The 20226-nt window shown below is 72.8% G+C and carries 24 protein-coding genes; 12 read left to right on the top strand and 12 right to left on the bottom strand.

What is annotated here, in order from left to right; translation table 11 throughout:
• Positions 1-140: 140 nt before the first annotated feature.
• Both VK640_09680 and VK640_09675 read right to left on the bottom strand, forming a co-directional pair.
• Entirely contained in the window at positions 141-401 is a 261-nt protein-coding gene (locus tag VK640_09680) for a hypothetical protein (protein HTE73454.1), read from the bottom strand.
• A 436-nt stretch (positions 402-837) separates the two neighbouring features.
• Complete coding sequence (locus VK640_09675; GenBank protein HTE73453.1) at positions 838-1335, bottom strand: hypothetical protein; 498 nt, start codon at positions 1333-1335, stop codon at positions 838-840.
• A 328-nt stretch (positions 1336-1663) separates the two neighbouring features.
• Between VK640_09675 and VK640_09670 the strand changes: the two genes are divergently transcribed.
• Entirely contained in the window at positions 1664-1921 is a 258-nt protein-coding gene (locus VK640_09670; protein HTE73452.1) for a DUF1508 domain-containing protein, read from the top strand.
• Between the two features lie 52 nt (positions 1922-1973).
• Here the strand turns inward: VK640_09670 and VK640_09665 are convergent, their stop codons facing one another.
• The 3 genes from VK640_09665 to VK640_09655 are packed head-to-tail and all read right to left on the bottom strand — an operon-like array spanning position 1974 to position 3473.
• Positions 1974-2441 (bottom strand): heat-shock protein HtpX, encoded by a 468-nt coding sequence (locus VK640_09665; protein HTE73451.1) that lies wholly within the window; start codon positions 2439-2441, stop codon positions 1974-1976.
• Positions 2442-2466: 25 nt separating this feature from the next.
• Positions 2467-3198: an MIP/aquaporin family protein gene (locus VK640_09660; protein HTE73450.1), complete on the bottom strand. Its 732-nt coding sequence runs from the start codon at positions 3196-3198 to the stop codon at positions 2467-2469.
• Positions 3198-3473: a metalloregulator ArsR/SmtB family transcription factor gene (locus VK640_09655; protein ID HTE73449.1), complete on the bottom strand. Its 276-nt coding sequence runs from the start codon at positions 3471-3473 to the stop codon at positions 3198-3200. Before VK640_09655 ends, VK640_09660 begins: the two co-directional genes overlap by 1 nt.
• Positions 3474-3959: 486 nt before the next feature.
• Between VK640_09655 and VK640_09650 the strand changes: the two genes are divergently transcribed.
• Together VK640_09650 and VK640_09645 are read left to right on the top strand one after the other, a co-directional pair.
• The gene (locus VK640_09650) at positions 3960-4178 is read left to right on the top strand and encodes a hypothetical protein (GenBank protein ID HTE73448.1); all 219 of its coding nucleotides are present in this window, start codon (positions 3960-3962) and stop codon (positions 4176-4178) included.
• Between the two features lie 99 nt (positions 4179-4277).
• On the top strand, positions 4278-4697 hold the full coding sequence (locus VK640_09645) for an ATP-binding protein (GenBank protein HTE73447.1): 420 nt from the start codon (positions 4278-4280) through the stop codon (positions 4695-4697).
• 166 nt (positions 4698-4863) lie between these two features.
• Here VK640_09645 and VK640_09640 read toward each other — a convergent pair whose 3' ends face one another.
• The 5 genes from VK640_09640 to VK640_09620 form a co-directional block, all read right to left on the bottom strand.
• A complete protein-coding gene (locus VK640_09640; protein HTE73446.1) occupies positions 4864-5001 on the bottom strand; it encodes a hypothetical protein in 138 nt (45 codons plus the stop codon).
• 46 nt (positions 5002-5047) lie between these two features.
• Positions 5048-5266, bottom strand: coding sequence for a hypothetical protein (locus VK640_09635; GenBank protein ID HTE73445.1), 219 nt, complete (start codon positions 5264-5266; stop codon positions 5048-5050).
• Between the two features lie 66 nt (positions 5267-5332).
• The gene (locus tag VK640_09630; protein HTE73444.1) at positions 5333-5608 is read right to left on the bottom strand and encodes a hypothetical protein; all 276 of its coding nucleotides are present in this window, start codon (positions 5606-5608) and stop codon (positions 5333-5335) included.
• Between the two features lie 28 nt (positions 5609-5636).
• Positions 5637-7169, bottom strand: coding sequence for an ATP-dependent DNA ligase (locus VK640_09625; GenBank protein HTE73443.1), 1533 nt, complete (start codon positions 7167-7169; stop codon positions 5637-5639).
• A gap of 33 nt (positions 7170-7202) precedes the next feature.
• On the bottom strand, positions 7203-8585 hold the full coding sequence (locus tag VK640_09620; protein ID HTE73442.1) for an NAD(P)/FAD-dependent oxidoreductase: 1383 nt from the start codon (positions 8583-8585) through the stop codon (positions 7203-7205).
• A gap of 30 nt (positions 8586-8615) precedes the next feature.
• On the opposite strand from VK640_09620, the gene VK640_09615 reads away from it, so the two are divergent.
• Positions 8616-9212, top strand: a complete 597-nt coding sequence (locus VK640_09615) for a histidine phosphatase family protein (GenBank protein ID HTE73441.1) — start codon at positions 8616-8618, stop codon at positions 9210-9212.
• A gap of 80 nt (positions 9213-9292) precedes the next feature.
• On the opposite strand, the gene rsgA is transcribed toward VK640_09615, so the two are convergent.
• Positions 9293-10375 carry a ribosome small subunit-dependent GTPase A gene (rsgA, locus tag VK640_09610; protein HTE73440.1) on the bottom strand — a complete coding sequence of 361 codons (1083 nt, stop codon included), beginning with the start codon at positions 10373-10375 and terminating at the stop codon, positions 9293-9295.
• A 174-nt stretch (positions 10376-10549) separates the two neighbouring features.
• Complete coding sequence (locus tag VK640_09605) at positions 10550-11608, bottom strand: YihY/virulence factor BrkB family protein (protein ID HTE73439.1); 1059 nt, start codon at positions 11606-11608, stop codon at positions 10550-10552.
• Positions 11609-11626: 18 nt separating this feature from the next.
• On the opposite strand from VK640_09605, the gene VK640_09600 reads away from it, so the two are divergent.
• The 8 genes from VK640_09600 to VK640_09565 all read left to right on the top strand — a co-directional run.
• Positions 11627-13264, top strand: coding sequence for an acyl-CoA dehydrogenase family protein (locus VK640_09600; GenBank protein HTE73438.1), 1638 nt, complete (start codon positions 11627-11629; stop codon positions 13262-13264).
• A 244-nt stretch (positions 13265-13508) separates the two neighbouring features.
• Entirely contained in the window at positions 13509-15209 is a 1701-nt protein-coding gene (locus VK640_09595; GenBank protein ID HTE73437.1) for a nitrite/sulfite reductase, read from the top strand.
• On the top strand, positions 15206-15355 hold the full coding sequence (locus VK640_09590) for a hypothetical protein (GenBank protein ID HTE73436.1): 150 nt from the start codon (positions 15206-15208) through the stop codon (positions 15353-15355). The genes VK640_09595 and VK640_09590 overlap by 4 nt, the downstream gene beginning before the upstream one ends.
• Positions 15352-16149, top strand: a complete 798-nt coding sequence (locus tag VK640_09585) for a phosphoadenylyl-sulfate reductase (GenBank protein ID HTE73435.1) — start codon at positions 15352-15354, stop codon at positions 16147-16149. The genes VK640_09590 and VK640_09585 overlap by 4 nt, the downstream gene beginning before the upstream one ends.
• Positions 16146-17345, top strand: a complete 1200-nt coding sequence (gene cobA, locus VK640_09580; GenBank protein HTE73434.1) for a uroporphyrinogen-III C-methyltransferase — start codon at positions 16146-16148, stop codon at positions 17343-17345. The genes VK640_09585 and cobA overlap by 4 nt, the downstream gene beginning before the upstream one ends.
• Positions 17346-17352: 7 nt before the next feature.
• A complete protein-coding gene (locus VK640_09575) occupies positions 17353-18054 on the top strand; it encodes a CbiX/SirB N-terminal domain-containing protein (GenBank protein HTE73433.1) in 702 nt (233 codons plus the stop codon).
• Complete coding sequence (gene glyA, locus VK640_09570) at positions 18051-19310, top strand: serine hydroxymethyltransferase (GenBank protein HTE73432.1); 1260 nt, start codon at positions 18051-18053, stop codon at positions 19308-19310. Before VK640_09575 ends, glyA begins: the two co-directional genes overlap by 4 nt.
• Positions 19311-19420: 110 nt before the next feature.
• The coding region (locus VK640_09565) for a glycogen debranching enzyme (protein HTE73431.1) at positions 19421-20226 on the top strand (806 nt) is incomplete at its 3' end.

The raw sequence follows: 20226 nt of genomic DNA, 5'->3' as shown, positions 1-20226 counted from the left end.
TGTTGCTGAACTTGACTGGGCATCGGTGGTCGGGCTCGTTTCCGCCCGCGCCGTGCAGGGAATCGTCGGCTCGACCTCGAGCCGCCCCGCACCAGGATCACGCCGATGGCCGTTGCGCGCCAGACTGAGGCCGGGTGCGGTCAGCCGTTTCGTCGGCGCTGGTGACGTCCAGTCGCAGCAGGGCTCGGGGACGGCCACGAATCACCACGCGCGGCTCCCAGGAACTGGTGCAGGGCGTCGCCTTGCTCGACGTCGAGCACCTCTAGCAGGTCGAGCTCGAGGGGGTCCGGCGGGCCGGCAAGGGCACCGCGCCGGATCACGGTGTCGGCCGCGTCCAGGTAGGCGACCAGCGCCGCCTCCCACGCCCCGAGGGCTCGGGCGCGCTGCGCATCATCTGCCATACCCACGTGACCTACCGCCTTGCCGTTGCTCTCGCGTCTTCCGCTGGTTTCGGGGCGCTTGCAGGCTTGGAAAGATCATCAAGCATCAGGGTCGTCCACATCCCCGTTGGTCGGCGCGGGCGACTCGTGCTCCGGGGCGCATGGGGGGACGGCGCGGAGCACGTCCTAGCCTTTCCGCATGCCGTCCGAGCATGGCGTCACCCGCTAGGACGACTACTGCTTCGCTGCCAGGTGTGCCCGGCAGCGAACGCCCAGCGACACCGACTGCTGCGAGCCCGGCGGGCAGCTAAGCGGCCGGAGGACGACGCCTCCCTCTACCACGGCACACGATCGACCTACGTCAACTACGGATGCCGCTGCGAGGCGTGCGTCGAGGCGCAGCGGGAGGCGAACCGGCGGCGTCCGAGCCGGGCTCAACGGGGCTCGTGACCGTTGTTCAGTCTTGGCGCTCGCCTGTGTCCGGCTGTGTCTCGGCCCGCAGCCGCCGGAGGTCATCGCGGTCCGCGGCGGCCTGGCTTCTGTCCCATTCGGAATCCATGGCTGCTTCGTCCCGGTGCAACGCCGCCACGTCGCGGTCTTCCCAGTCACGCTCGGCACGAGCCTCCGCGGCCAACTCGCGGACGCGTGCCGCTGCGGATCGAATCTCAGCCGCCTGGTCACGGGCGTCCGCCGCCGCCAAGAGCTGCTCCAGTTGTTCCGACACACGAGCTAGATCGCCCGCCTTCACGTCCAGAGACTGGTCGCGGGCGTCGGCTGCCGACTCCCTGGCGTCGAGCCGGTCGTCTGCTGCCGACTCCCTGTCGTCCGCTGCCGACTCCCTGGCGTCGAGCCGGTCTTCTCGCTCGCCCAGGAGTACCTCTCGCGCATCATCCAAAGCCGCCGAAGCCTCAGCGATGGCGGCTTCCTCGTCAGCCGGCGGTCCCGTGTCCGTCATGATTTGCGATGCTAGACCCCCCAGCCCTCCGCTACACCGTCGCCATTAGCTGGAGGCTGGGAATGCTCGGCCCGACCCGCTGATAGGTCATCCCCGGCGCCACGGAGTAGCGGACTCCGCAGCGCCAGTCGCCGCTTTCGCGGTCCGCGGTGCTGGCCGAGCAACTGCGCGAGGTACCAGCGGCCGTCGTCGTAAAGGACCTCGACTGCGGTGGCTGCCACGGGTCGGCCTCTCGACGAACGGCTCGACCCGCCTGAGGCATCTTGGCATCGAGTCGCTCGACGGCGGGGTAGATCGCCCGCAGGATCCGCGCGAGAAGGGACTGCTCATGCCTGGGAAGTTCGTGATGAAGAAGTCCGGCAAGGGCTTCCACTGGAATTCTGCTCCCTCGAACGGCAAGGTCATGGCCACATCGGAGCACTACAAGACCCGGCGCGCCGCCTGGCCGGTAATCGCGTCGGTTGAGAAGAACGCGCCCAGGGCCTCCACCGTGGATGCCGAGGATCAGGTTGCTATCAAGAAGACGGCCAACCCCACGCGCAAGGCCACAGCCCAAAACACCGACGAACTAGTCGATCTTCCTTGACCCAGAAGAGGTCACGGGTTCAAGTCCTGTATCGCCCACCAGCTTTGAGTCGTCACCTGCGGGTGGCGGCGGACCCTGGACCCGAGGGTCGGGTCTGCTCGAGCACCGACGGCGGCAGGTCGTGGTCCGGCGCGAGCTCGGCGACCAGCCGCCGCACCCGAGTGTCGATGTCCGCGATGATGCGCCGCACCGTGGCCTCGTCCTGGCCCTTCGGGTCGTCCAGCGGCCAGTCCTCGTAGCGGGCACCTGAGTAGTACGGGCACTGGTCGCCGCAGCCCATCGTGACGACGGCGGTGTAGGTGCCATCCGGGTCGAAGCCCTTCGGGGTCTCGTGGGACACGTCCAGGCCGAGACCGGTGAGGACGTCGGCAACCTCGGTGTGGATGCGCTCGCCGGGCTCGGAGCCGGCGGAGACCGCCTCGACCGCGTCCTCGCCGTAGTAGGCGGCGAGCACACGGGCGATCACCGAGCGGCCCGAGTTGGCGACGCAGGCGAACAGCACGCTGGGCTTGTCGGTCATGGACGGCACCTCTCCTCTGTCGAGATCACGTGGTCGAGCGGAGGGCCGGCACGACGACGTCATCGGCGGCCGTCGCGACGTCCGGGTACAGCGCGCGTGCCAGGACGACGCCGACCGCCCCGCCGACCAGCTGGGCGACAACGAAACCGGGCAGGGAGGACGGCGCGATCCCGGCGAACGTGTCGGAGAAGATCCGGCCGACCGACACGGCCGGGTTGGCGAAGTTGGTCGACGACGTGAACCAGTACGCGGCGCCGATGTACGCCCCGACCGCCGGGGCAGCCCAAGCGCCCCGGCCGGTGCGGACCAGGGCGAGGATCAGAGCCACCAGTCCGGCGGTCGCGACCGCCTCGCCGACCCACAGGTGCCACCCCGAACGGTCCGTGCCGGACAGGCCCTGCGGCACGTCGAACATCAGGTTCGCCAGCAACGCCCCGGCAACGCCGCCCACGGTCTGTGCCACCGAGTAGGCAGCGACCTCGCCGGCGGTCAGTCCTCTGCCGGCGCGGCGACCCAGCCACCAGTCCGCGGCCGACACCACGGGGTTGAGGTGCGCACCCGACACGGGGCCCATCATCAGGATGAGCACGGCGAGACCCAGCATGGTCGCGGTCGAGTTGTAGAACAGCTGCAGCCCGGCGTCGTGCGGGCTGAGCCTGGTCGCGGCGATGCCCGAGCCGACGACGACCGTGACGAGCAGGCCGGTCCCCACCGACTCGGCGAGCAGTCGCCGACCCAGTGCGGGCGAGCTGCGCATCAGCAGGGCCGCTTCTCGGCGAGGTGGGCAGACGCTGCAAGTGCAGTGAGCTGGGCGCCGACCTGGGCGAGAACCTCTGGCCGCAGGCGGTAGTAGACGAACCGCCCGGCTGCCTCTCGCTCGACGAGGCCCGCCTCACGGAGGTGCCGCAGCTGGTTCGACACAGCTGACGGGAGGGACCCCGTCGCGTCGGCGAGGTGGCAGGTGCACAGCTGCTCGGCCGCCAGCAGTGTGACGAGCTGCGCCCGCAGCGGGTCGGCGAGGAGCCGGAGCATACGGTCGTCGATCGGCGCGGGCGGTGTATGGAAGTCCGTCGGCCGGGACGTGATGTTCACCGTCGCGTGACCCGTCATGGCGGCGTGAATCCTCGTCCGCCGCGCGTTCGAGCGCAAGCGAACTCCGGGTGAACAGCCTCCGCGCCGGCAACGCCGCAGAAGGACGAGCGCCGACGATCAGTCGGCGGGTCTGGTCGCCCGGGTGATCGCGCCGTGCATGCGCTCCTTCGTCGGGTGCATCGCCGAAGCGTTTGTCCCGGGCCGAGGCGGGCTTGTCGGTCGACAGGTTGAAGACGCAGTCCGAGATCACCACGTCGCCCTACGCGTCGGCAGCGGTACGTCCCCGATGACGCCTTTGCGGACCTCGACGTTGGTCGCACCGGCCCTGGCGGCGTTGCTGCGCGCCAGATCCAGCATTCACATAGACGTACGTCAATATGACGGCTCCCCGGCATGGGTCCGCCGGTGAGGGGAACGTGAACGTTCATGACCAGCCACGACCACCCCACTGCAGCGTCCGGCCACCTGCAGCCCGACGGGCCCACGCGGTACGACCACCGGGACGACGCGGCCCGCGCGGCCGACGCCGAGGAGGACCGCGTCATCGACGGGCCGCTCGAGGAGGGCGCCGAAGACCTGCGGGAGCAGGTCACGGACGCCGAGCGCCGAGGCGAGCTGGAGGACGACCCCGCTGCCCCGCGCTGAGCGCCCGCGCCGGGGTTACTCACCGGTCGGAGGTTTGCCGCGGTCCACAGCGGTCACGGGTGGGCCATGAGTGGTAATCCAGATCCGGGGGGATGAAGGGTGCCTGGGTCCCGCTTGGTCGTGACCTTGGCAGGCGTTCCAGCGGCCGCACACGAGGCCCGCGTCCTGCTGCGCTCCTGGATGACCGCGCGCAGGTGCACCGGAGACGCGATCGAGACCGTCGAGCTGCTGCTCACCGAGATCATCGCCAACGCTGTCCGCCACACCGACAGCGAGAACCTGCAGATGTCGGCCGCCTTCGACGGCGACCAGGTCCGCGTCGAGCTCGAGGACTGTTCGCCCGAGCCACCCCGTCCGCCTCCCGACAACGTCGACCCGGAACGGCCCGGCGGGCGAGGGGTCTGGCTGGTGCAACGGCTCAGCCAGGCGTGGGGCTGGAACCCGGTGCCGGGCGGCAAGCAGGTGTGGTTCGAGCTGTCGTGCTCGCCGACGGGATCACCGGCCGGGCACGGCTGGTAGATGACGGGGAACGACACACGGGGGGTTGGTCAGGATGGACCGGGAGCAGCGACGCGAGGACGTCGTCCGCCGGGCGCGAGAGCGTCAGCCGAGGCGCACCCTCCTGCAGCGGCTCGACACGATCAGTGCGCGTCGTGCCACCCGGCGCGGGCGAGGGGCCGAGCAGTCAGCCGGAGACGACCAGCGGGACGGCTCGGAGCATGAAGTAGGCGATCGCGAGCAGGGTGGCGGTGGCGACGACGCGGGAGCTCACGTCGGCAGGTGTTCCCGCCCCGAAGATCACTACACGGGCGAGCGCGGACAAGGAACGTGCTCCGGGTGAGGGCGATCAGGTATCCGTCAGGCGGTGGTCAGGCGGACAGCGGCATGGAGCGGCGTCGGGCCCACTCCTCGACCGTGCCCATCCGGACCATCCAGTCGCCCAGGCGGGCCGGGTGGGTGACCGTCGCGTCCAGCTGCCCCTTGGTGGCCGCGGCCACCAGCTCGGCGTACGGCACTCCCACGTAGTCCGCCGCGAACGCCAGGTCCATCCAGTTGTTCGCGGGGATCAGCAGCGGTGCGTAGTTCATGACCCCGTCATCGGCACCACTTGACAATCACTTGACCCGCTAGGTCTGCGCCGTCCCCCGGACGGGTCAACCCTCGGTCCGGCCGCGCCGTTCGTGCTCGTCGAAAGCGGCGTCGACCTCGTCCGACCGCGGCGGCACGGTCGCCACCAGCTCGCCGTCCTGCCACACCTCGACGTCGTACAACCGGGCCTCGGCGAGCCACACCCCGGGGAAGGTCACGTCGTCCTCGGAGGCCACCCGCAGCTCGCCGTCGTCGGTGGTGCCGGTCAGGACCACGCCCTTGCCCAGCTGCTTGCCACCGTGCTCCCGGTCGTCGCGTCGTCGTACGTCGATGCGCCTCATGTGGCAGCGGTACCCATCCGTCGGCCGCTCAGTCCACGCTCCTCGCATGGATGGCCCGGACCGTCTCGACGGTGTCGGCCTCCCCCGGCCCCTTGTCCGGTCGGTGCCGCAGCACGCGGGCGAACCGCAGGGCCATGCCCCCCGGGTAGCGCGGCGAGGTCTGAACGCCGTCGAAGGCCACCTCGACGACGAGCTCCGGCCGCACCTGCACCACCCACTCGCCGGCGTCGACCGCCAGCTCCTGCAGGCGCTCGGTCTGCCAGCCGAGCATCTGGTCGGTCAGGCCCTTGAACGTCTTGCCGAGCATGACGAAGCCACCGCCCGCGGGGTCTCGCGCACCGAGGTGCAAATTGGACAGCCAGCCCCGTCGCCTCCCGTGCCCCCACTCGGCGGCGAGCACGACCAGGTCCAAGGTGTGCCGCGGCTTCACCTTGAGCCAGCCCGCACCGCGACGACCGGCCTCGTACGGCGCGTCCAGCGCCTTGGCCACCACCCCCTCGTGGCCGCGGGCCAACGTGTCGGCGACGAACGCCTCCGCCTCGGCCAGCTCCCCCGTCACCAGCCGCGGCACCCGCAGGTCCACCGGCACCGCGGCGCACAGCGCCTCGAACCTCTCCCGCCCGGGCCTGGCGAGCAGGTCGTCGCCGTCCAGGTGCAGCACGTCGAAGGCGTACGTCGACAGCGGGCTCGACCGGACAGCCGCCGCGACGTCGACCCGGGAGCCGACCCGGCTGCCGGTCACCTGGAACGGCCGCGGCCGACCGTCAGGGCGCAGCGCGATCGCCTCGCCGTCGAGCACGACCGTGCGGACCGGCAGGCCGAGCACCGCCTCGACCACCTCGGGCACCCGGTCGGTGATCTCGTCGAGGCTGCGGGTGAACACGGCGACGTCGCTGCCGTCCCGATGCACCTGGACGCGGACGCCGTCGAGCTTCCACTCGAGCGCAGCGGTGCCCAGCCGGGCCAGCGCCGCTGCGACGTCGTCGCCGGGTGAGGCCAGCATCGGCTGCACCGGCCGGCCGACCTGCAGCCGGAACTGCGTGAGGCCGTCGGCGCCTTCGGTCAATGCCGCGACCGCCACCGGGCCGACCTCGCCACGCAGCATGACTGCCCGGCGGACTTCGGCTGGCGGCAGTCCGCTCGCCTTGGCGACGGCGTCCAGCATCACGCCCTCGAGGGCGCCTTGGCGGAGCTCGCCGGTGAGCAGCCCGCGGAGCAGGGACTGCTCGGGTGCGGTCGCCCGCCCGAAGAGGGTGCTCAGGAGGGCGGCCCGCCGGGTGACGGACCCGGGACCCGAGACGGCGGCCACCTCGGCGAGCGTGCCGTCGACCTCGGCAACGGTCAGGGTCGCGTCCGCCGCCGGCTCCGGGAGGCCGCGCAGCGAGGCCCAGCCGACACCGGTGCGCCGCTGCGGCAGGTCACCGGACAGGTAGGCGACGACCGCGGGCACCTCGGCGGGATCGGCCCGGAGCAGGCAGGCGGCGACATGAGCCGCCTTCTCGGACCGCTTGGTCGTCTCACCGACCGCAGCGGACGCGGCGGCGATCTCAGCCAGGAGCACGCTGCCAGTCTGCCGGGGTCCGAGCCGGTCCGGTCACTCCCCCAGGTCGGTCAGGGCGTCCTGCACGCCGCGGTGGAACGTCGGGTAGGCGTAGACCATCGACCGCAGTGTCGGCAGCGGCACCCGGGCGTGCACCGCGAGGGTGAGCATCGAGAGCACCTCCCCGCCCCACGGGCCGCACGACGTGGCACCGACCAGCACCTGCTGGTCCACGTCCGCCACCAGCTTGATGAAGCCGGCGTTGCCCGGGCCGTGGATCCAGCCGCGCGCCGAGCTGGACACCTGTGAGCTGCCGGTGCGCACGGTGATCCCCTGCCCCCGCGCCGCCCGCTCGGTCAACCCGACCGATCCGACCTCGGGGTCGGTGAAGGTCACCCGGGACGCTCCTCGGTAGTCGGCTGCCGCGTGATCCCGGCCGAGGATGTCGGCCACCACGATGGCCGCGTGGTACATCGCCATGTGCGTGAAGCCGCCGGACGCCGTCACGTCGCCGATCGCCCAGAGCTGGTCACCGGCCCGCATCCGCTCGTCGACGGGGACCGAGCGGGCGTCCGGGTCGAGCCCGACCGTGTCGAGACCCAGCTCGCGCACCCGGGGCCGCCGCCCGACCGACACGAGCAGCTCTGCGGACCGTACGTCCGGACCGTTCTCGAGCCGCACGACCACGTCGTCGCCGTCGCGCCGCACGCCGACCGCCGTGGCGCCCAGGACCACCTCCACACCGTCCTCGCGCAGGGCGGCCGCGACCACCTCACCGGCCTCCGGCTCCTCCGGCGGCAGCAGCCGATCGGTGCCTTCGACGACCGTCACGCGGGAGCCGTAACGCGCGAACATCTGGGCCAGCTCGAGCCCGATGGCACCGCCACCGAGGACGGTGAGCGAGGCCGGGGCCACCAGCGCGGACACCGCCTCGCGGTTGGTCCAGTACGGGGTGTCGGCCAGCCCGTCGATCGGCGGCCGCACCGGCTCGGCTCCGCTGGCCACGACCACAGCCCGGCTCGCGACGAAGACGTCGTCGCCGACCCGCACCCGGCCGGGCCCCTCCAGGCACGCGAAGCCACGGACCAGCCGGCCACCCTTGCCCTCGAACCGCTCGACCGCGACCGTGTCGTCCCAGTCGTCGGTGGCCTCGGCCCGGATCCGTCGGGCCACCGGGCCGAGGTCCGGGGTCACCATCGTCGTCCCGGCGTAGGGGTCGGCCCGTCGCGCCTCGGTCAACAGGGTCGACCCGCGGATCATCATCTTGCTCGGGACGCAGCCCCAGTAGGGGCACTCGCCCCCCACCAGCTCGCGCTCGACGCCGACGACGCTCAGGCCGGCCTCGGCCAGCCGGCCGGCCACCTCCTCGCCGCCCGGGCCCATCCCGATCACGACGGCGTCGACGTGCTGCACCTGCTGCGCCTGCTGCTGGGTCATGGTCCCTTTGTATCCGGGTAACGTCCGGACGTGACATCCCAGCCCGCCACCGCTGCCCAGCTCTGGCTGGTGCGCCACGGCGAGACCGAGTGGTCGGCGGCCGGCCGGCACACCAGCCACACCGATCTCGACCTCACCGAGGCCGGCGTGGCCGCCGCGAGCGAGGTGGGCCGGCGGCTCAGCAGCGCGGGCCCGTTCGTCCAGGTGCTGAGCAGCCCGCGGCTGCGCGCGCGCCGCACGGCGGAGCTGGCGGGCTTCGCCGACCCCGCAGTGGTCGAGGAGCTGGCCGAGTGGGACTACGGCGACGACGAGGGCCTGACGACACCGCAGATCCGCGAGGGCCGGCCGGGCTGGACGGTGTGGGCCGACGGTCCCTGCGGCGGCGAGTCGGCCGAGCAGGTGGGTGCGCGGGCCGACGCGGTCGTCGCGCGGGTCCGAGCCGCCGGTGGGCCGGTGCTGGCGTTCTCGCACGGGCACTTCTGCCGGGTGCTGGGCGCCCGCTGGGTCGGGCTGGCCGCCACCGAGGGCGAGCACCTCAAGCTGTCGACCGCGTCGGTGTCGGTGCTCGGCTGGGAGCGCGACGCACCGGCCCTGGTGCACTGGAACGACACCGGCCGCCTCGACTGACCACGCTGGCGTGATCGATCCCGGGCGGGCGGCCGGCACACTTCCGGCGAGGCCGAAGGCGGTTGCGTTGCGCTGGCCGGTCAGCGGCGGTTGGCGTCGCGGGCGCGGTAGTCCTTGGTCACCCGCTTCCACCGGGCCTTCTCCTCGGCCTTGAGCCGGGCGTCGTGGCGCATCGCCATGTACCTTGCCTCGCGCTGCAGCTTGAGGTAGCTCTCCCACCTGCGCTCCGGCAGCGCGCCGCTCTGCAGGGCCTCGCGCACGGCGCAGCCGGGCTCGGTCTCGTGCACACAGTCGGAGAACCGGCACTGCCCGGCCAGCTCGTCGATGTCGGCGAACACCAGGTCCAGCGACTCGCTGACGTCGGTGAGCCCGACGCTGCGCAGCCCCGGCGTGTCGATGACCAGCCCACCACCCGGGAGCAGCACCAGCTCGCGGTGCACGGTGGTGTGCCGCCCCTTGCCGTCGGCGCGCAGGGCGCGGGTGGTCATCACGGTCGCGCCGGACAGGGCGTTGGTCAGGGTCGACTTACCGGCCCCGGAGGGCCCCAGGAAGGCCAGCGTCGAGCCTTGCTGGACGTACGTCGCGAGGTCGCCCATCCCGTCGCCCGTCTCGGCGCTGACCGCCAGCACCTCGACGCCGGGGGCTGCGGCCGACACGTCGGCACGCACCTCGGCCGCGTCGGGCACCAGGTCGGCCTTGGTCAGCACGACCAGCGGGGTCGCGCCGCTCTCCCAGGCGAGGGCGAGGAAGCGCTCGATCCGGCCGAGGTCCGGCTCGGGGTGCAGGCCCTCGACCACGACGGCGAGGTCGACGTTGGTGGCCAGCACCTGGCCGGTGGACTGGCCGGGGGTGACGGTGGCGCGGACGAAGGTCGTCCGTCGTGGCAGGACGGCCTCGGCGGTGACCCGCCCGTCGGCCCAGGTGCGGGCGGCGATCCAGTCGCCGACGCACGGCGCGCTCACCGGGTCGGCGGCGGCAGCGGAGAGCAGCGAGCCGGCGAAGGTCAGGCGCATCGGACCGGCCGCCGCGAGGGCGTCGCAGGCGCCGCGGTCGACGCGGCTGACCCGGGCCGGGACGTGGTCGTCGGCGTAGTCGGAGAAGTCGGTGGTGCGGGTGGCGTCCCAGCCGAGGGTGGCGAGGGACAGCAGGTCGGACGAGCTCAACGGAGGTGCCTTTCTCGGCGGCGGGGGTGCACGACCGCGACCGGGAAGGAGTCCGGGTGGCTAGCGGGCGGCACCGGGGAGGAGGCGTGCAGCGACGACGACGGTCATCTGACTTCTCCTCCTCTCACGCGGGCCGGCGGCGGGTGCACGTGGCGGCACCCGGCTGGTCGCAGGCTAGCGGCGCCGGCCCGGTGCCGTCACGCGATTTTTCCGGGTCTCGGCTCCGTCCAGGGGGCTGCCGCCGGGCGTGCGGTTCAGCGGCAGCTCGACCTCGCCGGTCTCGAGGCCCGGGTGCGGCTTCGGGCCCGTGGGCGCGGGACGGCGGCGCTCGCGGGCCTCGGTGATCTCGCGCCGCGGCCACTCCTTCTCGATGGCGGCGTTGAGGGCCGCGCCGATGAGCACCGCGATCGAGATGACGTAGAGCCAGATCAGCAGCACGATCGGCGTCGCCAGCGGGCCGTAGATCGAGGTGCCGCCGACCGAGATGGAGATGATCCAGCGGACCGCGAAGCTGCCCAGGAACCAGATGGCGATGGTGAGCACCGCCCCCGGCAGGTCGCGGTAGAACGGCGTCCGGACCGGCACGCTCACGTGGTAGAGCGAGGTCAGCGACAGCAGGGACAGCACGATCGCGACCGGCCAGTAGAGGGAGTTGAGGAAGTCGACCTGGTCGGGCAGCATCCGGCCGAGCAGGGTCGGACCCGCGAGCACCAGCGGGATCACGATGATCCCGACGACCAGCGCCACGATGTAGAGGCCGAAGGACAGCGCCCGCGTCTTGACGATGCCGCGGACACCGCCGAGGCCGTACATGATCGAGCAGGTGTCGATGAACACGTTGAGCGCCCGGCTGCCCGACCACAGCGCGATGACGAAGCCGATCGAGATCAGGTCGAAGCGGCCGTCGTCGAAGACGTCGTTGAGCGTCTTCTCGATGACGTCGGTGACGACGTCGGAGGTGAGGACGTCGCGGGCCCCGTCGAGGATCCGCTCGCGCACCTCCTCGACCACGTCCTCGCCGAGCCACTGGCCGAGGTAGCCGATCGCGCCGACCAGCCCCAGCACGAGCGGCGGGAGGGAGAGCAGGGCGAAGAAGCCCGCCTCGGCCGCCAGTCCGGTGACCCGGTAACGGAAGCAGTTGGCCGTGGTCTCCTTGGTCAGCCGCCACAGGACGAGGCCGAGCCGCGCGGCGACGGGCCTGCGCGGCTGCTCCCCGACGCTGTCCGCGGCCACGGCAATACGGTAGGCCACGTGAGCGGCCCGACCCACGAGGTCACGAACCAGACTCCCCCGCTGGAGTGGCACGACGTGTTCGGTTCGGACCGGGCGCTCGTCGAGGCGGTGGACCGCTACTCGGGAGAGGCAGCCGGCGACAATCGGGCCGACCTGTCCTACGTCGGCCACGTCACTGGGTCCGCGGCCGATCTCGGCCGGCTGGCGAACGAGAACCCGCCCGTCCTGCGCACGCACGACCGCTACGGGCACCGCATCGACGAGGTCGAGTTCCACCCGGCCTGGCACGAGCTGATGGCACAGGCCGTCCAGTGGGGCCTGCACGGCGCCCCGTGGGCTCCGGACGCCGGGCCGCACGCTCACCTGCGGCGGGCCGCCGGCTTCGTCGTCCGGTCCCAGGTCGAGGCGGGCCACCTGTGCCCGATCTCGATGACGTACGCCGCGGTGCCCGCCCTGGCCGTCGACCCGGTCGTCGCGGCGGAGTGGGTCCCCGGGCTGAGCTCCCGGACGTACGAACCCCGCCTCTGGAAGCCCGCGGACAAGCCCGGCCTGGTCGCGGGCATGGGGATGACCGAGAAGCAGGGCGGCTCCGACGTCCGCGCCAACACCACCCGCGCCGAGCCCCTGGCCGCCGACGGCGAGTACCTGCTGACCGGGCACAAGTGGTTCTGCTCCGCGCCGATGAGCGACGTGTTCCTCGTGCTGGCCCAGGCGCCGGGCGGGCTGACCTGCTTCGTGCTGCCCCGCGTGCTGCCCGACGGCTCGCGCAACGTGTTCCGGATCCAGCGGATCAAGGACAAGCTCGGCAACCGGTCCAACGCCTCGGCCGAGATCGAGCTCGAGGGCACCTGGACGCGCCGCCTCGGCGACGAGGGCCGCGGCGTGGCCACCATCATCGAGATGGTGTCGGCGACCCGGCTGGACTGCGTCCTCGGGTCGACCGCCCTGATGCGGGCCGCGGTCGCCCAGGCGACCCACCACGCCGCACACCGCTCGGCATTCGGCGGGCTGCTGGCCGACAAGCCGCTGATGCAGGCCGTGCTCGCGGACCTGGCAGTCGAGTCCGAGGCGGCGACGGCGCTGGCGATGCGGCTGGCCCAGGCGTTCGACACCGGCGAGAAGGATTTTCGGCGGCTGGCGGTCGCCGTGGGGAAGTACTGGGTCTGCAAGCGCACGCCGGCCGTGGTGGGCGAGGCGCTGGAGTGCCTGGGGGGCAACGGCTACGTCGAGGAGAGCGGGATGCCCCGGCTCTACCGCGAGGCGCCGCTGAACTCGATCTGGGAGGGGTCGGGCAACGTCAATGCGCTCGACGTGCTGCGCGCCCTGGGCCGGGAGCCGTCGGCGGTCGAGGCGTTCCGGGCCGAGGTGGAGCTCGCCCGGGGCGCCGACCGTCGGCTGGACGCCGCGGTCGACCGGCTGGGCAAGGAGCTGACGACGGTCGACGAGGCGGGCGCCCGGCGCCTCGTCGAGCTGATGGGGCTCGCCCTGCAGGCGTCGCTGCTCGTGCGGCACGCCCCGTCGTACGTCGCGGACGCCTTCTGCGCGACCCGGCTGGGTGAGCCGGACGCGCCAGGACCGGCCGGGCTGGCCTTCGGGACGCTGCCCCGCGGCCTCGACACCGCGGCCGTCGTCGCCCGCGCCACCCCGACCTCCTGACCGGATGGTGGGACGCGTCTGGGACGGATGCTGAGACGGGGCTAGCCTTTCCGCCATGTCACAGACCCAGGCGCGCGAGCTGCTGCTCGTGGCGCGGCTCCACGTGGACTTCGGTCACGTGTCGAGCGCGGTCTGTATGCGCGGCTGACCCGCCGCCCCTGTTCGTCCCGGCGCGCGGTCACGCCTGCGCGCCGTCCGCGGTGCCGTCGTCGACCCGCACCGCTTCCCGAGGGAGTCCGCCGCCATGGCGCCCCCAGCAGCGACCGACAGCACCGCCCGCTCGACCACGGCCGAGCGCAAGAGCGCCCACAAGGGCCACGGCCAGTGGGCTCTCGGCCACCTCGAGCCGCTGACCCCGAACGAGCGCATCAAGCGCGACGACGACGGGCTCAACGTCCGGGCCCGGATCGAGAACATCTACGCCCACCACGGCTTCGCCTCCATCGACCCGGCAGACCTGCGAGGGCGCTTCCGCTGGTGGGGCCTGTACACCCAGCGCAAGCCCGGGATCGACGGCGGCAAGACGGCGGTGCTCGAGCCGCACGAGCTCGACGACGAGTTCTTCATGCTCCGGGTCCGCATCGACGGCGGCCGGCTGAGCACCGAGCAGCTGCGGGTCGTCGGTGAGATCTCCCGCGACTACGCCCGCGACACCGCCGACATCACCGACCGGCAGAACGTCCAGCTGCACTGGATCCGGATCGAGGACGTGCCGGCCATCTGGGAGCGGCTGGAGGCGGTCGGGCTGTCGACGACCGAGGCGTGCGGCGACACCCCGCGGGTCGTCCTCGGCTCCCCCGTCGCCGGCATCTCCGCCGACGAGATCCTCGACGGCACCTCCGCGATCGACGAGATCCAGACCCGCTTCATCGGGTCGCCGGAGTTCTCCAACCTGCCGCGCAAGTTCAAGACGGCCATCAGCGGCTCCCCGCTGCAGGACGTCGAGCACGAGGTGAACGACATCTCGTTCGTCGGCGTCGTCCACCCGGAGCACGGCCCCGGGTTCGACCTTTGGGTGGGCGGCGGCCTGTCGACCAACCCGATGCTTGCCCAGCGGCTCGGCGCCTGGGTGCCCCTGCACGAGGTCGCCGACGTGTGGGCCGGCGTCATCGGGGTCTTCCGCGACTACGGCTACCGGCGGCTGCGCACCCGGGCCCGGATCAAGTTCCTGGTCAGCGACTGGGGCGTCGAGCGGTTCCGCGAGGTGCTCGAGACCGAGTACCTCGGCCGCCGGCTGGTCGACGGTCCGGCGCCCGCCGCCCCGGCCGGCCCCCGCGACCACGTCGGCGTCCACCCGCAGACCGACGGCCGGTTCTACGTCGGCCTGGCACCGACGGTCGGGCGGGTGTCCGGCTCGACGCTGGTGCGGCTCGCGGACGTCGCCGAGGCGCACGGCTCCACGCGGGTGCGCACCACGCCGCACCAGAAGGTCGTCGTCCTCGACGTCGCGGACGAGCAGGTGGACGGCCTGGTCGACGCGGCGGACGCCCTCGGGCTCAGTGCGCGGCCGTCGACGTTCCGCCGCAGCACGATGGCCTGCACCGGCATCGAGTTCTGCAAGCTGGCGATCGTCGAGACCAAGGCCAGGGCGGCCAAGCTGGTCGACGAGCTGGAGGCCCGGCTGCCCGACCTCGACGTCCCACTGACCATCAACGTCAACGGCTGTCCCAACTCCTGCGCCCGGATCCAGGTCGCCGACATCGGGCTCAAGGGCCAGCTGGTGCCCGGGCCGGACGGCCGGCAGGTCGAGGGCTTCCAGGTGCACCTTGGTGGCGGCCTCGGGCTCGACGCCGGCTTCGGACGCAAGCTGCGCGGCCAGAAGGTGACCGCCGACGAGCTGCCCGACTACGTCGAGCGGGTCGTGTCCCGGTTCGTCGCCGAGCGGGCCGAGGACGAGCGCTTCGCGCAGTGGGTCGCCCGCGCCGACGAGCGTGATCTCAGGTGAGTGAGGCCCGCGCGGTGCCGTTCTACTGCCCCTTCTGCGGCGACGAGGACCTGCGGCCGCACGAGGACACGCACGGTGCCTGGCACTGCCGCAGCTGTGCCCGGGTGTTCTCGCTCAAGCTGGTCGGGCTGGTGAGCTCCCGATGACTGCGGCCCTGCTGAGCCCGATGCCGACGTACGACCAGCTCGGCCCGAACCTGGCCGCCAACCGCGAGGCGCTGGCCCGGCGCGCCGCCTGGCGCCTGGAGGACGCTTCACCCGAGGTCATCGTGCGGTGGGCGGTGCGGACCTTCGGTGCGCGCTTCGCGATCACCTCCTCGATGGCCGACGCGGTGCTCGTCGACGTCGTCGCCCGGGTGGCGCGGTCGACCGGGACGCGCACCGACGTGCTCTTCCTGGACACCGGATACCACTTCGACGAGACGCTGACCATGCGCGACGCAGTCGCGGCGACCTACCGCGGGCTGGTCGACGTGGTGACCGTGCAGCCGGAGCAGTCGGTGGCCGAGCAGGACGCGACCGAGGGTCGCGACCTCTTCGCCAGCAACCCGGACCGGTGCTGCTCCCTGCGCAAGGTGGCACCGCTGGACGGTGCGCTGGCCGGCTACGACGCGTGGGGCAGCGGCCTGCGCCGCGACGACTCGGTGTCCCGGTCGCGCACGCCGGTCGTCGACTGGGACCGCCGCAACGGCAAGGTCAAGGTCAACCCGCTCGCCCGGTGGTCGCAGGCCGACGTCGACGACTACGTCGCCCGGCACGGCGTGCTGGTCAACCCGCTGTTGTCCGACGGCTTCGCCTCCGTCGGCTGCTTCCCGTGCACCCGGCGCACGAACGCGGTCGACGGCGCCGACGCGTCCGACGCCCGGTCGGGCCGGTGGGCCGGCACCGGCAAGACCGAGTGCGGCATCCACACACCCACCGACGTCGGGGCACCGTCATGAGCACACCTGACTACCCGTTGACCCTGGACGTTGCCGGCCGCCGGACACTGGTCGTCGGCGGCGGGCCGGTCGCGGGCCGGCGAGCGACCGGGCTGGTGACCGCCGGCGCCCGCGTCGTGGTCGTCGCGCCGTACGTCTGCGAGGAGCTGCGCGACCTGGTCGCGGCAGGACGCGTCGAGTGGGAGGCGCGCGACTACGAGGCCGACGACCTCGCAGGCGCCTGGCTGGTGCACACCGCGACCGGCGACCGGGCGACCGACGACCTGGTGGCCGCCCACGCCGAGGCCGACCGGGTCTGGTGCGTGCGCGCCGACGACGCGTCGCGGTCCGCGGCATGGACGCCCGCTGTCGCCCGCACCGGCTCGGTGACCGTCGCGGTCACCGCCGGCGGCGACCCGCGCCGCGCCCGGGCGCTGCGCGAGGCGATCGCCGTCGCGCTGGACTCGGGCGACCTCCCCCTGCGCCATCACCGCCGGGCCGCCACCGGGCATGTCGCACTGGTCGGTGGCGGCCCGGGTGACCCGGGGCTGATCACGACGCGCGGCCGGCGGCTGCTGGCCGAGGCCGACGTCGTCGTGGTCGACCGGCTCGCGCCTCGTGCGCTGCTCGACGGGCTGGACGACGACGTCGTGGTGGTCGACGTCGGCAAGACCGCTGGCCACCACCCGGTGCCGCAGGAGGGCATCAACCAGCTCCTGGTCGAGCAGGCCCGGGCCGGGCGGCGGGTGGTGCGCCTGAAGGGCGGCGACCCCTTCGTGCTCGGGCGCGGCGGCGAGGAGGCGCTGGCCTGCATCGCGGCCGGTGTGACCGTCGAGGTGGTGCCCGGCGTGACCAGCGCGATCTCGGTGCCCGCGGCGGCCGGCATCCCGGTCACCCATCGGGGGCGCTCGCGCCAGGTCACCATCGCCTCGGGCCACGAGGGGCTCGACTGGGCGTCGCTGGCCCGGCTGGACGGGACGCTGGTCCTGCTGATGGGCGTCAGCGGGCTGGCCGAGGCGACGGCCGCCCTGGTGCGGCACGGCAAGCCGGCCAGCACCCCGGTGGCGATCGTGGAGTCCGGGTTCCTCCCCGAGCAGCGCACCACGGTGGGCACCCTGGCGACCATCGCCGAGCTGGCCGCCGATCGTGGCGTGCGGCCGCCGGCGGTCGTCGTGGTCGGCTCCGTGGTCGACCTGCACGCCGCCCTCGCCGGGTGACCGGCCCGTGACCAGCGGCCTGCCGCCGCTGGTCGCCGTGGCCCACGGCAGCCGGGACCCCGCCGCCGCCGTGGTGACCGAGGCGCTCCTCGCGGAGGTACGCCGTCAGCGACCCGGCCCGGAGGTCGTCGCGAGCTACCTCGACCACGCCGAGCCGCGGCTGGCCGACGCCCTGACGGGGCTGGCCCGGCCCTCGGTGGTGGTGCCGCTGCTGCTCGGGGCGGCCTACCACGCGGGCGTCGACATCCCGGCCGCGATCCGGGAGGCCGGCGGCACGGCGCTGCAGGCCGACGTGCTCGGCCCGGACCCCTTGCTGCTGGCCGCCCTCGAGCGGCGGCTGGCCGAGGTCGACGTGGTGGCCGGCGACCCGTCCACCGCGGTGGTCCTGGCGGCCGCCGGGTCCACCGACCCCGACGCGGTGGGCGGCGTACGCACGCTGGCGCGGGAGTGGGCCGGGCGGGGCTGGTGGGCAGCCGAAGCGGCCTTCGCCAGCGGCGCGGGGCCGACCGTCGAGGAGGCGGTCGCCGGGCTCCGCGCGAGGGGCGCTGAGCGGGTCGCCGTGGCGCCGTACCTGCTCTTCCCGGGGCTCTTCGCGGACCAGGTGGCGGCCGCGGGCGGCGACGTCACGAGTGCCGTCCTGGGCGACGCCCCCGAGGTGGCTAGGCTCGTGCTCGCCCGCTACGACGCGCGACGAGGAGACCTCCGATGAGCAGCGATCCGGACCTGCGCACCGCCGACCCCGAGGTCGCCGACCTCGTCGCCGCCGAGGAGGCCCGCCAGCGGGACTCGGTGCGGCTGATCGCGTCGGAGAACTACGTCTCGCGTGCCGTGCTCGAGGCCACCGGCACGATGCTGACGAACAAGTACAGCGAGGGCTACGCCGGCAAGCGGTACTACGAGGGCCAGCAGGTCATCGACCAGGTCGAGACGCTGGCCGTGGAGCGTGCCAAGGCGCTCTTCGGCGTCGAGCACGCCAACGTGCAGCCCTACTCCGGGTCGCCGGCCAACCTCGCCGTCTACCTGGCCTTCCTCGCCCCCGGCGAGACCGTCATGGGCATGGCGCTGCCGATGGGCGGCCACCTCACGCACGGCTGGAGCGTGTCGGCGACCGGCAAGTGGTTCCGCTCGGTGCAGTACGGCGTGCGCAAGGAGACCGGCCGGGTCGACATGGACGAGGTGCGCGACCTGGCCGTGGCCGAGCGTCCCAAGGTCATCTTCTGCGGCGGCACCGCGGTGCCGCGCACCATCGACTTCCCGGCGTTCGCGGACATCGCCCGCGAGGTCGGCGCGGTCCTGGTGGCCGACATCGCCCACATCTCGGGCCTGGTGGCCGGCGGTGCGCACCCGTCGCCGGTCGGCCACGCCGACGTGATCACCACGACCACCCACAAGACGCTGCGCGGCCCCCGCGGCGCGATGATCATGAGCACCGAGGAGCACGCCAAGGCGCTGGACAAGGCGGTCTTCCCCGGGCTGCAGGGTGGGCCGCACAACCACACGACGGCCGCCATCGCGGTCGCGCTCAAGGAGGCTGCCACCCCGCAGTTCCGCGACTACGCCCACGCGATCGTCGCCAACGCCAAGGCGCTGGCGGAGGGCCTGTCGTCGCGCGGCTTCGACCTGGTGTCGGGCGGCACCGACAACCACCTGCTGCTCGTCGACCTGGAGAACAAGCAGCTGCCGGGCAAGCAGGCCGCCAAGGCGCTGGACCGCGCCGGCATCGAGCTCAACTACAACACCGTCCCGTTCGACCCGCGCAAGCCCTTCGACCCCTCGGGCATCCGCATCGGCACCGCGGCGGTCACCTCGCGCGGCATGACCCCCGACGACATGGACACGATCGCCGGCTGGATCGACGCGGTGGTCGAGGCGGAGCGCTCGGGCGACGCGGCCGGTGTGGACAAGGTGGGCGCCGCCGTCCGCGAGCTGTGCGGCCGCTACCCGACCCCCGGCCTGCCCACCTAGGATGATCACCAGACGACGCGCCGGGGCGGGGACGGCGTGTCGTCTCAGGATCGGAGCCGGTGCAGGGGCGATGTGCCGACGCCGGTGACCGATCGGGGAGAATCCCCCGCATGGAGATCTGGCCGGGCACGGCGTACCCGCTGGGCGCGACCTTCGACGGTGCGGGCACCAACTTCGCGCTCTTCTCGGAGGCCGCGGACCGCGTCGAGCTCTGCCTGTTCGAGGGCAGCGACAACAGCAGGCGGCTGACCGAGACCCGGGTCGAGCTGCCCGAGGTGGACGGCTTCGTCTGGCACGGCTACCGGCCGCGGGTCGGGCCTGGCCAGCGCTACGGCTTCCGCGTCCACGGGCCGCGCGACCCCTCACGCGGCCTCCGGTGCAACCCCTCCAAGCTGCTGCTCGACCCCTACGCCAAGGCCGTCGAGGGTCAGGTCGACTGGGCCGAGTCGCTCTTCGACTACCGCTTCGCCGCGGCCAACCGGGTCAACACCCTCGACTCCGGCCGGCACGCGCCCAAGTCGGTGGTCATCAACCCGTTCTTCGACTGGCAGAACGACCGCCACCCCAACACGCCCTACCACCAGACGGTCATCTACGAGGCGCACGTCCGCGGCCTGACGATGACCCACCCGGCGCTGCCCGACAACATCCGCGGCACCTACGCGGGCATCGGGCACCCGGCGATCATCGAGCACCTGCACCGCATCGGCGTCACGGCCATCGAGCTCATGCCGGTGCACCAGTTCGTCCAGGACCACCACCTCGTCGAGCGCGACCTCTCCAACTACTGGGGCTACAACACCATCGGGTTCTTCGCCCCCCACAACGCCTACTCGTCGAGCGGCCAGCGCGGGCAGCAGGTGCTCGAGTTCAAGGCGATGGTCCGTGACCTGCACGCGGCCGGCATCGAGGTGAT

This window comes from Actinomycetes bacterium, from assembly GCA_035489715.1.
GTDB lineage: Bacteria > Actinomycetota > Actinomycetes > JACCUZ01 > JACCUZ01 > DATHAP01.
The sequence above is the reverse complement of the archived record's forward strand: the minus strand, read 5'-3'. Positions and strand labels throughout refer to the sequence as shown.

Coding starts and splice junctions, on each gene's coding strand:
- VK640_09680 (HTE73454.1), bottom strand. CDS start 401: ATGGCAGATGATGCGCAGCGCGCCCGAGCCCTCGGGGCGTGGGAGGCG.
- VK640_09675 (HTE73453.1), bottom strand. CDS start 1,335: ATGACGGACACGGGACCGCCGGCTGACGAGGAAGCCGCCATCGCTGAG.
- VK640_09670 (HTE73452.1), top strand. CDS start 1,664: ATGCCTGGGAAGTTCGTGATGAAGAAGTCCGGCAAGGGCTTCCACTGG.
- VK640_09665 (HTE73451.1), bottom strand. CDS start 2,441: ATGACCGACAAGCCCAGCGTGCTGTTCGCCTGCGTCGCCAACTCGGGC.
- VK640_09660 (HTE73450.1), bottom strand. CDS start 3,198: ATGCGCAGCTCGCCCGCACTGGGTCGGCGACTGCTCGCCGAGTCGGTG.
- VK640_09655 (HTE73449.1), bottom strand. CDS start 3,473: ATGCTCCGGCTCCTCGCCGACCCGCTGCGGGCGCAGCTCGTCACACTG.
- VK640_09650 (HTE73448.1), top strand. CDS start 3,960: ATGACCAGCCACGACCACCCCACTGCAGCGTCCGGCCACCTGCAGCCC.
- VK640_09635 (HTE73445.1), bottom strand. CDS start 5,266: ATGAACTACGCACCGCTGCTGATCCCCGCGAACAACTGGATGGACCTG.
- VK640_09630 (HTE73444.1), bottom strand. CDS start 5,608: ATGAGGCGCATCGACGTACGACGACGCGACGACCGGGAGCACGGTGGC.
- VK640_09620 (HTE73442.1), bottom strand. CDS start 8,585: ATGACCCAGCAGCAGGCGCAGCAGGTGCAGCACGTCGACGCCGTCGTG.
- VK640_09595 (HTE73437.1), top strand. CDS start 13,509: ATGGCGCCCCCAGCAGCGACCGACAGCACCGCCCGCTCGACCACGGCC.
- VK640_09585 (HTE73435.1), top strand. CDS start 15,352: ATGACTGCGGCCCTGCTGAGCCCGATGCCGACGTACGACCAGCTCGGC.
- cobA (HTE73434.1), top strand. CDS start 16,146: ATGAGCACACCTGACTACCCGTTGACCCTGGACGTTGCCGGCCGCCGG.
- glyA (HTE73432.1), top strand. CDS start 18,051: ATGAGCAGCGATCCGGACCTGCGCACCGCCGACCCCGAGGTCGCCGAC.